This window comes from Kribbella qitaiheensis (genome assembly GCF_014217565.1).
Taxonomy (GTDB): Bacteria; Actinomycetota; Actinomycetes; order Propionibacteriales; family Kribbellaceae; genus Kribbella; species Kribbella qitaiheensis_A.
On sequence record NZ_CP043661.1, the window covers coordinates 5,598,868 to 5,610,739 of the forward strand.

The window sequence follows — 11,872 nt, forward strand, 5'->3', positions numbered from 1 at the left end:
CTCTGACCTGCGTAAATGTCTTTTCTACGCAACAAATTAGTTGCCTAATCCATGAACGCAACGTAGCGTTTGCGATATCAGAAACGACGAAACGCACACCAGGGAGAACCTCATGCAGAACTTCGCCACCACCGCCGCGATCACCACCGTCCTGGACATCCCCGCCGGGCGGATCCAGATCATCGCCACCGACCGGACCGACACCACCGTCGAGGTCCTGCCCGCCAACGCCGCCAAGAGCCGCGACGTGAAGGCCGCCGAGCAGCTCACGGTCGCCTTCGCCGACGGTGTCCTGCGGATCAACGGCCCGGTGGCGAAGAGTCAGCTCCTCGGCACGCTCGGATCGGTCGAGGTGACCGTCCAACTGCCGGCCGGTTCGAGCGTCGAGGCGAAGGCGGGCCGCCGCCGAGTTCCGGGGCGTCGGACGGCTCGGGGACGTCGCCTTCGAGGGTGCGCACGGTGCGGTCAAGATCGACGAGGCCGCGAGCGTCCGGGTCACCGCCCACGCCGCTGACATCACCGTCGGCCGCCTGACCGGCCCCGCCGAGATCAGCACCCAGAAGGGCGACATCACCATCACGGAGGCCACCACCGGCACCGTCGTACTGCGCACCCAGCTGGGCAACCTGACGGTCGGCGCCGCCCCCGAGGCCTCCGCCTCCCTGGACGCCGGCACCGGCAGCGGCCGGATCCAGAACACCCTGAAGAACACCGAGGGTTCCGCGGCCGGCCTGCAGATCCAGGCAACCACGCAGTGCGGCGACATCACCGCCCGCAGCCTCTGACCGACGACCTGACACCCACACCCAGGGGCCTGCGTCCACACCAGCAGGCCCCTGGAGAGGTGCGTGGGGAGACTCCGGTCACAGAGGGTGCTGGATGTCACCGTGATGGGTGGTGTGGGGCAGACCGGATCGGGCCTACGGTTGGCAGATGAGCCACCAGACCGAGTCGGGGTGGGACTTCGAACCTGTCTACGGTCCCGACAAACTTGCGGAGTTCGACCCGGCGGAGAAGTTGGGTACGCCGGGGCAGTACCCGTTCACCCGCGGGGTCTACCCGACCATGTACACCCAGCGGCCCTGGACTATGCGCCAGTACGCCGGGTTCGGGACCGCCGCCGAGTCGAACCAGCGGTACCACCAGCTGATCGACGCCGGCACGATGGGCCTGTCGGTCGCGTTCGACCTGCCCACCCAGATGGGCTACGACTCCGACGCGGAGATCGCGTCCGGCGAGGTCGGCAAGGTCGGGGTGGCGATCGACTCGATCGACGACATGCGGATCCTGTTCGACCGGATCCCGCTGGACCAGGTGTCCACGTCGATGACGATCAACGCGCCTGGCTCGGTGCTGTTGCTGCTCTACCAACTCGTCGCCGAGGAGCAGGGCGTCAGCGGTGACAAGCTGACCGGCACGATCCAGAACGACGTGCTCAAGGAGTACATCGCCCGCGGCACCTACATCTATCCGCCGAAGGAGTCGCTCCGGCTGATCAGCGACATCTTCGCGTACTGCCAGACCGAGCTGCCGCGATGGAACACGATCTCGATCTCCGGCTACCACATGGCCGAGGCCGGTGCCACGCCCGCGCAGGAGATCGCCTTCACTCTTGCCGACGGCATCGAATACGTCCGGACCGCGGTCGCGGCCGGCCTCGACGTGGACACCTTCGCGCCGCGGCTCTCCTTCTTCTTCGTCTCCAGGACGACCCTGCTGGAAGAGGTGGCGAAGTTCCGCGCCGCCCGCCGGATCTGGGCGCAGGTGATGCGCGACGAGTTCGGCGCGAAGAACCCGAAGTCGCTGATGCTCCGCTTCCACACCCAGACGGCCGGGGTCCAGCTGACCGCCCAGCAGCCCGAGGTGAACCTGGTCCGCGTCGCGATCCAGGGCCTCGCCGCCGTGCTCGGTGGCACCCAGTCGTTGCACACCAACTCCTACGACGAGGCGATCGCGCTGCCGACGGAGAAGGCGGCCCGGCTCGCGCTCCGCACCCAGCAGGTGCTCGCGTACGAGACCGACATCACCGCGACCGTCGACCCCTTCGCCGGCTCGTACGTCGTGGAGTCGCTCACCGATGAGGTCGAGGCCGCCGCGCGTGAGCTGATGGAGCAGGTCGAGGAGTTCGGCGGTGCCGTCGCCGCGATCGAGAAAGGCTTCCAGAAGCAGGAGATCGAGCGTTCGGCGTACCGGATCGCGCAGGAGATCGACTCCGCCGAGCGGGTCGTCGTCGGCCTGAACAAGTACAAGGTCGCCGAGGAAGAGCCGTACGAGCCGCTCCGGGTCGACCCGGCGATCGAGGCCCAGCAGGTCGCGCGGCTCGCCAAGCTTCGCGCCGAGCGGGATCAAGCGGCCGTCGACAAGGCGCTTGCCGACTTGCGGAACGCTGCTCGGGGAAACGACAACTGCCTCTACCCGATGAAGGAAGCCCTCAAGGCCCGCGCCACCGTCGGCGAGGTCAGCGACGCCCTCCGCGCAATCTGGGGCGTCTACGTCCCGGCCGACACCTTCTGACCGACCGCTTCCTCGCTGACGTCCGAAGAACCGGAGGGACGTGCCACTCACTTCTTCGGACGTCAGCGAGGAAGGGGTGGTCAGTCGAGGAGGGCTGTGGCTACCAGGACTGAGGTGCCGATGGTGATCGCATCTTCGGAGGGGTTGAAGCCGGGGGTGTGGAGGTCAGCGGCGGTATCGGTGTCGGTGCCGGCCGGGCGTACGCCGAGGCGGACCATCGCGCCCGGGACGTGCTCCAGGTACCAGGCGTAGTCCTCGCCGCCGAGGCTCTGGTCGGTGGGTGCGACCGCGGCCGAGCCGAGCGTCTGCTCCACCGCAGTACGGAACACCTCGATCGCGCCCGGGTCGTTCATCACCGGCGGGACACCATGGGTGACCTCGGTGTCCACCTCCACGCCGTACGGCGACGCCAACTGCGTCGCCAGGGCCGGGATCAGTTCCTCCGCGAGCCGCCAGGCGTTCGCGTCGAGGCAGCGCAGCGTCCCTTCCGCCTCGCCCCGCGCCGGGATCGCGTTCGCCGCGGAGCCGGAGGTGATCCGCCCCCAGACCAGCGACATCCCCGCCCGCGGATCGACCCGCCGGGACAGAGCGGCCGGGAGCTCGGTCACCAGCGTGGCCAAGGCGTAGACGAGATCGGCGGTCAGATGCGGTCGGGAGGTGTGCCCGCCCGGCCCGGTGAGCCGAACCAGGATCCGGTCGGCAGCAGCTGTCAGCGCGCCGACTCGCAGACCGATCTGGCCCACCTGCAGCCGCGGATCACAGTGCAACCCGTAGATACGCCGTACGCCGTCCAGCCCACCCGCGGCGATCACCCCGAGCGCGCCACCGGGCATGACCTCCTCGGCCGGCTGGAAGATCACCCGCACCCGACGGTCCAGTAGCCCGTCCCGCGCCATCCCGGCGAGGACCAGCGCGGCTCCGAGCAGAGCAGCAGTGTGGACGTCGTGCCCACACGCGTGGGCGACACCGTCGACGGTCGACCGGTGCGGAGTCTGTACGGCGTCCGGCACGGGGAGTGCGTCGATGTCGGCCCGCAGCGCGACGCAGGTGTCGCCGGAGCCGATGTCGCAGATCAGGCCGGTCCCGGTCGGCAGTACTCGCGGGGACAGCCCGGCCTCGGTCAGGCGCTGACGCAGTACTTCGGTGGTCCGGACCTCGTTCCAGCCGAGCTCCGGGTGCGCGTGCAGGTCACGGCGGAGTGCGATCGCGGCGTCGCGGACCTCGTCGACACGCGTTTTCGAGTCGGCGAGCAGCAGCTCCAGCGAAGTCGTCATCCGGCGATTCTGTCACCCGATCGACCCCGAGCCGGGCCACGCCCGGCCGATCTCACCGTCCGTGAGGTGAACTGGCAGTGAGCAAACCGCCGGTCCGGCGGCTGGAATCCTGCGGTGGGTGACGCCGGTCGTGCGGAACGTAGCCGTACCGGAGGAGTTACGTCACAATGCTTCGCGCGCCGGTCACTTTCCGGTATCGAGGCTCTCGCGCCGTTCAAAGAAGGCCGGACTGGCCCCTATAGTCTGCGGATGCGGCACGCTGGGGAAGGTGTGCCCAGGGCAGACAAACTGGTTCGACGAAGGAGACATCCGGTGAAGAAGTACGTGCGGGGACTGGCGATCGTGAGCGCACTGACGCTCGCCGTTGCCGCTTGTGGCAGCAAGCCGACTGACGACGCGTCCAGCGGCAGCGCCAACAAGGACTTCAAGGCGTGCATGGTCTCCGACTCGGGTGGCTTCGACGACAAGTCGTTCAACCAGACCTCGTATGAGGGTTTCCAGGCTGCCATCAAGGCGAAGGGCCTGACCGAGGTCAAGGCCGAGTCGAAGTCGGACAACGACTACCCGACCAACATGACCGCGATGGTCAACGCCAAGTGCAAGGTGATCGTCGCCGTCGGCTTCAAGCTCGAGGACGCCACCGACAAGGCCGCGAACGCGAACGCCGACATCAAGTTCGCCATCGTCGACTCGGCTCCGGCCAAGCCGATCGCGAACGTCAAGCCGCTGCTGTTCAACACCGCGCAGGCTGCCTTCCAGGCGGGCTACCTGGCCGCCGGGATGACCCAGAGCGGCAAGGTCGGCACCTTCGGCGGCATCAAGATCCCGCCGGTGACGATCTACATGGACGGCTTCGCCGAGGGCGTGCGCTACTACAACAAGCAGAAGAGCAAGAACGTCCAGGTGCTCGGCTGGGACGACGCGAAGCAGGCCGGTCTGTTCACCGGTGACTTCGAGGACAAGGCGAAGGGCCAGAACACCGGCCAGAACCTGATCACCCAGGGCGCCGACATCATCTTCCCGGTGGCCGGCCCGTCCGGTCTGGGCGGTCTGCAGGCGGCCAAGGCCAGCAACGGCAAGGTCAACGCGATCTGGGTCGACACCGACGGCTGCGTGAGCGCCGCGGAGTACTGCTCGGTGCTGATCAGCTCGGTGAACAAGGGCATGGACGTCGCCGTCCAGGACGCGGTCACCTCGGTGGTCGACAGCAAGTACGACAGCAAGCAGTTCATCGGCACGCTGGAGAACGGCGGCACCTCGCTGGCCCCGTTCCACGACTTCGACGGCAAGGTTCCGGCCGACATGAAGACCGAGCTGGACCAGATCAAGGCGGACATCATCTCCGGCAAGATCACGATCGCCTCGAAGGCACAGCCGGCAGCGTCCTGATCCAGGACATCAGCACGTAGTACGGTGCGAGCCAGGAAGGTACGGCCCTCACGGGTTGACCTTCCTGGCTCGCCGTCTGACAGGAAGGCTGCCGCATGCATCTCGAGCTCTCGGGGCTGACCAAGAGCTTCGGCTCGCTGGTCGCCAACGACCACATCGACCTGGTCATCGAACCGGGCGAGATCCACTGCCTGCTCGGCGAGAACGGGGCCGGCAAGAGCACCCTGATGAACATGCTCTACGGGCTGCTGCAGCCTGACTCCGGCGAGATCGTGATCGACGGCGAGAAGGTCGCGATCACCTCGCCCAGCGACGCGATCAAGCACGGCATCGGGATGGTGCACCAGCACTTCATGCTGGTGCCGGTGTTCAGCGTCGCGGAGAACATCATGCTCGGCCGGGAGAACACCTACCCCGGCGGCATCCTGGACCGGAAGAAGGCCCACGCTCTCGTCGCCGAGCTGTCCGAGCGGTTCGGGTTCGAGGTGAACCCCGAGGCGCTGGTCGAGGACATCCCGGTCGGCGTCCAGCAGCGGGTGGAGATCATCAAGGCGCTCACCAACGACGCCAAGGTGCTGATCCTCGACGAGCCGACCGCCGTACTCACCCCGGCCGAGATCGACGAGCTGATCACCGTGATGCGGCGGCTGAAGGAGACCGGCACCTCGATCGTCTTCATCACCCACAAGCTCAAAGAGGTCAAGGCGATCGCGGACAAGATCACCGTGATCCGCCGCGGCAAGGTGGTCGGCCAGGCCGAGCCGAGCCAGTCCGAGGAAAGCCTGGCCGAGATGATGGTCGGCCGCGCGGTCGACCTGGTGGTGGACAAGACCCCGGCCCAGCCGGGTCAGCCGGTGCTGCAGATCAAGGGTCTGACGGTGATCGACGAGCGTGGCTTCACCGCCGTCGACGGGGTCGACCTGGAGGTCCGGGCCGGCGAGATCCTCGCCGTGGCCGGTGTCCAGGGCAACGGTCAGACCGAGCTCGCCGAGGCGTTGCTGGGCCTCACCCCGATCGCGGCCGGCAGCATCTCGCTGGACGGCAAGGACCTGACCGGGGTGTCCACCCGGCAGCGGCTCGACGCCGGGATCGGCTACGTGCCGGAGGACCGCGGTCACGACGGCTTCGTCGGCCCCTTCACGGTCGCCGAGAACCTCGTACTCGACCTCTTCCGCCGCAAGCCGTTCGGTGACGGCCTGGTGCTGCACACGGACGAGATCGACAAGAACGCCCAGCAGCGGATCGACGAGTTCGACATCCGCACCCAGGGCATCGACCAGCCGGTCTCGTCGCTGTCCGGCGGCAACCAGCAGAAGGTGGTGCTGGCCCGCGAGCTGTCCCGGCCGCTGAAACTGCTGGTGGCGTCGCAGCCGACCCGCGGGGTGGACGTCGGCTCCATCGAGTTCCTGCATGAGCGGATCGTGCAGGAGCGCGACAACGGGACCGCGGTCCTGATCGTGTCCACAGAACTGGACGAGATCGCGGCCCTGTCCGACCGGGTCGCGGTGATGTACCGCGGCAAGGTGGTCGGCGTCGTACCGTCCGACACGCCCCGCGACGAGCTCGGCCTGATGATGGCCGGAGCCTCGAGGACCGAGGCCCACGAAGTCGCGATCGAGAACCCCACCACGTTGGGAACCATCTAGATGAGCACTGATACAACGACGGAGCCCGAGAAGGCCGCGCCGGATCCGGTTCCGGCCGGCGAGCCGCAGCGGTCCGGGCTGCCCAGCTGGGCGGTCCAGAGCCTCGTCTCGCTGAGCGCGATCGTGCTGGCGCTGATCGTCGGCGCGATCCTGATCATCATCGGCGACGACCAGGTGAAGGCAGCCCTCGGCTACTTCGGGGCCGCGCCGATGGACACCTTCTCGGCCGCCTTCAGCGCGGTCGGCGAGGCGTACAAGGCACTCGCGGTCGGCGCGCTCGGCGGCGTCACCCCGATCACCGAGTCGCTGACGCAGGCGACGCCGCTGATCTGCGGCGGACTGGCCGTCTCGCTGGCGTTCCGGACCGGACTGTTCAACATCGGCGCCCAGGGGCAGCTGATCATGGGCGCGATCCTGGCCGCCTGGGTCGGGTTCGCCTGGCACCTGCCGCCGGGTCTGCACCTGATCGTCGCGGTCGTCGCCGGCCTGGTCGGTGGCGCGATCTGGGGCGGGGTGGTCGGCCTGCTGAAGGCCCGTACCGGCGCTCATGAGGTGATCGTCACGATCATGCTCAACTACGTGGCGATCTACCTGCTCCAGTGGTTGCTCACGACAACGACTTTCAAGCGTCCCGGCCGCGAGGACCCGATCAGCCCGATCGTGGATGCCAACGCGCAGTACCCGCAGTTCGGCAGTACCAGGTTGCACGTGGGCTTCCTGCTCGCGCTGGTGGCCGCCGCCTTCGTCTGGTGGTTGCTGAACCGCTCGACCGTCGGCTTCGAACTCCGAGCCGTCGGCGCGAACGCGGACGCTTCCCGGACGGCGGGAATGAGCGTCGGCAAGGCGTACTTCATCGCCATGCTGGTCGCCGGCGCCCTGGCCGGTCTGGCGGGCACGCAGCAGGTACTCGGTACCGATCTGCCGCTCACCGATGGTGTCGCGGCCTCTGTCGGGTTCGACGCGATCACGGTCGCGCTGCTCGGCCGCGGTACGCCGCTGGGCACCGTGCTGGCGGGCCTGCTCTTCGGCGCCCTGAACGCCGGTGGCCTGCAGATGCAGTTGGAGACGCAGACCCCGCTGACGCTGACCACCGTCCTGCAGGCCGTGATCGTGCTGTTCGTCGCCGCACCGGCCCTGGTGCGCTCGGTCTTCCGGTTCCTGCCCAAGGAACGCGGCCTCGGCGCCGTCCTCGCGAAAGGCTGGAACGGATGAGCGAGTCGACAACGACGGCCGACACCGTCAAGGTCCCGGCCCCGGCCACGATCGAGGCACCGGCCGAGCGGACCCGCCGGTTGCGGGTCGGCGGCCTGATGCTGGTGTTCGCCTTGATCGGGCTCGGTCTGGCCATTGGGACCAAGAGCGGCAAGGCGACCTTCCAGCTCACCTCGGGCGACCTGAAGAACAACCTGCTCCACCTGCCCGCACAACCGGTCGGCATCCTGCTCGGCATCCTCGGTGTGCTCGCCGCGGTGGCGTATGTACTCCGCCGGATCCCGCAGCGGTACGCCGGCTGGCTCGCCGCAGTACTGGGGATCTGTTTCATCGGGGCGTTCCTGTGCTGGGCCGCGGCGGGCAAGACCTTCCCGCTGGCCAACCAGTTCCAGGGCACGCTGAACTTCGCCACGCCGCTGATCCTGGGTGCGCTGGCCGGTGTGCTGTGTGAGCGCGCTGGCGTCATCAACATCGCGATCGAAGGCCAGTTCCTGGTCGGCGCCTTCACCGCCGCCGTGGTCTCCAGTACTACGCACAACGCGGCTGCGGCGCTCATCGCCGCGGCGGTGACCGGTGTGCTGATGGCCTGGCTGCTGGCGGTCTTCTCGATCAAGTACCTGGTCAACCAAGTGGTGCTGGGTGTTGTCCTGGTGGTGTTCGCATCGGGTATCACCGGCTATCTGTTCGATCAGTTCCTGCAGGAGGACGCGGCGAAGCTGAACACGCCGAGCGTGCTCTCCGCGGTGAAGATCCCGCTGCTGGGAGACATCCCGTTCTTCGGACCGATCCTGTTCAACCAGACGGTGCTGGTCTACCTCACCTACATCGCGGTCGCCGTGGTCACCTTCGTGCTCTTCCAGACCCGCTGGGGTCTTCGGGTCCGGGCCGTCGGTGAGCACCCGAAGGCGGCCGACACGGTTGGCATCAGGGTCAAGCGGGTCCGGTACTCCGCGGTCCTGGCGGCCGGCATCCTCGCCGGTCTCGGCGGCTCCTTCTTCACCGTCGGATACGCCGGGTCGTTCAGCAAGGAGATGACCGCGGGCAACGGGTTCATCGCCCTGGCCGCGCTGATCATGGGACGCTGGCACCCGATCGGCGCGATGGTCGCGGCCCTGTTCTTCGGCTTCGCGACCCAGTTGCAGTCGCAGTTGCAGATCATCCAGACCCCGATCCCCGGCGAACTGTTGCTGATGGCTCCTTACCTGGCCACGATCATCGCGGTCGCGGGTCTGGTCGGCAGGGTGAGAGCCCCCAAGGCGGACGGTGAGCCCTACGTCACCGAGTAAGCCCGAGACCGCTGCGTCCGAAGAGGCGAGGGGCAGGACCCTCGCCGATTCGGACGCTGGTGGTGGGTTTGATTGGGTGGCGCTGCGGGCGGTGGCGGTGGAGGCGATGCACCGGGCCTACGCGCCGTACTCCGGGTTCCCGGTCGGCGCCGCGGCGTACGTGGACGACGGGCGGATTGTTGCCGGGTGCAACGTGGAGAACGCGTCGTACGGGCTGACTTTGTGTGCCGAATGCGGGCTGGTCTCCGAGCTGCACCGGACCGGTGGCGGACGGCTGGTCGCCTTCACCTGCGTGGACCACGACGAGGAACTCCTGACACCGTGCGGACGGTGCCGCCAGTTGCTGTACGAGCACGGCGGCCCGTCCTTGCAGGTGGAGACCGCCGGTGGCAGCCGGCCGATGAGCGACCTACTGCCCGACGCGTTCGGGCCCGAACGGATGGGGGAGTAAGTGTCAGGCTTCGACGCGGTCGATGTGATCCGGACCAAGCGGGACAAGGGTGAGCTGAGCGACGGGCAGATCGACTGGGTGATCGACGCTTACACCAAGGGCGACGTCGCCGACGAGCAGATGTCGTCGCTGGCGATGGCGATTCTCCTGAACGGGATGAACCGGCGCGAGATCGCCCGCTGGACGGCCGCGATGATCGCCTCCGGTGAGCGGATGGACTTCGCCAAGCTGTCCCGGCCGACCGCCGACAAGCACTCCACCGGCGGCGTCGGCGACAAGATCACCCTGCCCCTCGCGCCGCTGGTCGCCGCTTGCGGAGTCGCCGTACCGCAGCTGTCCGGTCGCGGTCTCGGCCACACCGGCGGCACGCTGGACAAGCTGGAGTCGATCCCGGGCTGGCGGGCGGCGCTGTCGAACGACGAAATGATGAACCAGCTCGAGGATGTCGGCGCAGTGATCTGCGCGGCGGGCGACGGCCTTGCCCCGGCGGACAAGAAGCTCTACGCGCTTCGCGACGTCACCGGTACGGTCGAGGCGATCCCGTTGATCGCCAGCTCGATCATGAGCAAGAAGATCGCCGAGGGCACCGGTGCGCTGGTGCTCGACGTCAAGGTCGGGTCCGGCGCGTTCATGAAGGACATCGCGAACGCCCGTGAGCTGGCCGAGACGATGGTTGCACTGGGCACCGATGCCGGTGTGAAGACGGTCGCGCTGCTGACCGACATGTCGACGCCACTCGGGCTGACGGCCGGAAACGCCTTGGAGGTCAGGGAATCCGTCGAGGTGCTGGCCGGTGGTGGCCCGGCCGACGTGGTCGAGCTGACGGTCGCGCTGGCCGTCGAGATGCTGGCCGCGGCCGGCGTGACGGACATCGACCCGGCGGAGAAGCTTCGCGACGGTACGGCGATGGACGCCTGGCGCCGGATGATCTCCGCGCAGGGTGGCGACGCTTCGGCCGAGCTCCCGGTGGCTCCGGAACAGCACGTGGTGAAGGCATCGTCCAGCGGCGTACTGACCGGCCTGGACGCGTTGGCCGTCGGGGTTGCCGCTTGGCGTCTCGGCGCGGGCCGGGCGCGGAAGGAAGACCCGGTCTCTGCCGTCGCCGGTGTCGAGTTGCACGCTAAGCCAGGCGACTCCGTGACCGAGGGCCAGGCGCTGCTGACGTTGCATGCCGACGACACCACCCGCTTCGATCGCGCACTCGAGTCGCTCGCGGACGCAGTACAGATCTCAGCAGACGGAACCTACGAGGCCACTCCGCTGGTGATCGACCGCATCACCGCCTGACCTCGATCGCCGCGGATCGCCTGGCACAGCTTGGCCTTTCAGCCGGACTTGCGGCTGAGGGATTGCCTTTGCTGCTTGGTGATCGCGGCGACGAGGGCGGTGTCCGGAGTGAGGTCGGCGGTCAGATCTCCGGACTGGCTGACGCTGATCTCGGTGACCAGGCTGCCGACCACGAAGCTCGACTCGGCGACCGCCTCGGTCCGGCCGACCGAGGTGGCGACGACGATCCGGGCGTCGGTCAGCGCGCCCGGGACCCCTGGTACGGCGAAGGCGCGGCTGTGCGTCTCCTGCGCCCAGAACCCGCGCCGCAGTATGTCCGCCTGGGCCTTGGAGCCGACCCGGAAAATCTTCACGGTGTAGTGCTTCTTCCGGTCCGCGCTGGTCCGGTAGGCCTGGTAGCCCTCGGCGAAGTGGGCGTTCAGCAGCAAGGCGCGGTCCTCGGACGGTGAGGCCGACAGCGTGTTCAGGTACGACTCCCTGCTGAACGGGCCACTCTGCTCGCCCGGATCCGTGGTGTCGCCGGTCAGATAGCCCTTCGGTACGACGACCAGCCCCGCAAGGCCGCTCACCGCGGTCTTGGCCACCGGGGGAGCCGACGGTGCCGGAGCGGCCGCACCTGTCTCGGGTTCGCTGGTCGTCACGGCGCCGGCACTGTTCCCGCAGCCGGACACGCTCATCACGACCAGGGCGCTCAGTACGACGGCGACGCCCGGGGCAGCACGCCTCACGATTCCTCCGCCTGTCAGGGATCTCGAGCCTCGATCGGATCAGACGAAGGTGAACGCCGGGCGAATACCAAGGCTGCAGAACGTG

Annotated in this window: 11 protein-coding genes; 9 read left to right on the forward strand and 2 right to left on the reverse strand. The window is 68.0% G+C overall.

Going from position 1 to position 11,872, the window contains the following annotated elements:
- Positions 1-112: 112 nt before the first annotated feature.
- From F1D05_RS40915 to F1D05_RS26680, 3 genes are all read left to right on the forward strand, one after another.
- Positions 113-514 (forward strand): hypothetical protein, encoded by a 402-nt coding sequence (locus tag F1D05_RS40915; protein WP_246485990.1) that lies wholly within the window; start codon positions 113-115, stop codon positions 512-514.
- Entirely contained in the window at positions 471-785 is a 315-nt protein-coding gene (locus F1D05_RS40920; protein WP_343066650.1) for a DUF4097 family beta strand repeat-containing protein, read from the forward strand. Before F1D05_RS40915 ends, F1D05_RS40920 begins: the two co-directional genes overlap by 44 nt.
- A gap of 148 nt (positions 786-933) precedes the next feature.
- Positions 934-2,514: an acyl-CoA mutase large subunit family protein gene (locus F1D05_RS26680; RefSeq protein ID WP_185443225.1), complete on the forward strand. Its 1,581-nt coding sequence runs from the start codon at positions 934-936 to the stop codon at positions 2,512-2,514.
- An 80-nt stretch (positions 2,515-2,594) separates the two neighbouring features.
- On the opposite strand, the gene F1D05_RS26685 is transcribed toward F1D05_RS26680, so the two are convergent.
- Positions 2,595-3,788, reverse strand: coding sequence for an amidohydrolase (locus F1D05_RS26685; protein WP_185443226.1), 1,194 nt, complete (start codon positions 3,786-3,788; stop codon positions 2,595-2,597).
- A gap of 312 nt (positions 3,789-4,100) precedes the next feature.
- Here F1D05_RS26685 and F1D05_RS26690 point away from each other — a divergent pair, with 312 nt between their 5' ends.
- From F1D05_RS26690 to F1D05_RS26715, 6 genes are all read left to right on the forward strand, one after another.
- Positions 4,101-5,177 (forward strand): BMP family lipoprotein, encoded by a 1,077-nt coding sequence (locus F1D05_RS26690; protein ID WP_246485991.1) that lies wholly within the window; start codon positions 4,101-4,103, stop codon positions 5,175-5,177.
- Between the two features lie 95 nt (positions 5,178-5,272).
- The gene (locus F1D05_RS26695; protein WP_185443228.1) at positions 5,273-6,823 is read left to right on the forward strand and encodes an ABC transporter ATP-binding protein; all 1,551 of its coding nucleotides are present in this window, start codon (positions 5,273-5,275) and stop codon (positions 6,821-6,823) included.
- A complete protein-coding gene (locus F1D05_RS26700; RefSeq protein ID WP_185443229.1) occupies positions 6,824-8,035 on the forward strand; it encodes an ABC transporter permease in 1,212 nt (403 codons plus the stop codon).
- Positions 8,032-9,321: an ABC transporter permease gene (locus tag F1D05_RS26705; protein ID WP_185443230.1), complete on the forward strand. Its 1,290-nt coding sequence runs from the start codon at positions 8,032-8,034 to the stop codon at positions 9,319-9,321. Before F1D05_RS26700 ends, F1D05_RS26705 begins: the two co-directional genes overlap by 4 nt.
- 76 nt (positions 9,322-9,397) lie before the next feature.
- Positions 9,398-9,772, forward strand: coding sequence for a cytidine deaminase (locus tag F1D05_RS26710; protein WP_343066522.1), 375 nt, complete (start codon positions 9,398-9,400; stop codon positions 9,770-9,772).
- Positions 9,773-11,059 carry a thymidine phosphorylase gene (locus F1D05_RS26715; protein WP_185443232.1) on the forward strand — a complete coding sequence of 429 codons (1,287 nt, stop codon included), beginning with the start codon at positions 9,773-9,775 and terminating at the stop codon, positions 11,057-11,059.
- 38 nt (positions 11,060-11,097) lie between these two features.
- On the opposite strand, the gene F1D05_RS26720 is transcribed toward F1D05_RS26715, so the two are convergent.
- Entirely contained in the window at positions 11,098-11,787 is a 690-nt protein-coding gene (locus F1D05_RS26720) for a hypothetical protein (RefSeq protein ID WP_185443233.1), read from the reverse strand.
- Positions 11,788-11,872 lie beyond the last annotated feature (85 nt).

What these genes read in the sequence shown, in the direction of transcription:
- F1D05_RS26695 (WP_185443228.1), top strand. Translation starts at nt 5,273, where the DNA reads ATGCATCTCGAGCTCTCGGGGCTGACCAAGAGCTTCGGCTCGCTGGTC.
- F1D05_RS26680 (WP_185443225.1), top strand. Translation starts at nt 934, where the DNA reads ATGAGCCACCAGACCGAGTCGGGGTGGGACTTCGAACCTGTCTACGGT.
- F1D05_RS40915 (WP_246485990.1), top strand. Translation starts at nt 113, where the DNA reads ATGCAGAACTTCGCCACCACCGCCGCGATCACCACCGTCCTGGACATC.
- F1D05_RS26705 (WP_185443230.1), top strand. Translation starts at nt 8,032, where the DNA reads ATGAGCGAGTCGACAACGACGGCCGACACCGTCAAGGTCCCGGCCCCG.
- F1D05_RS26700 (WP_185443229.1), top strand. Translation starts at nt 6,824, where the DNA reads ATGAGCACTGATACAACGACGGAGCCCGAGAAGGCCGCGCCGGATCCG.
- F1D05_RS26685 (WP_185443226.1), bottom strand. Translation starts at nt 3,788, where the DNA reads ATGACGACTTCGCTGGAGCTGCTGCTCGCCGACTCGAAAACGCGTGTC.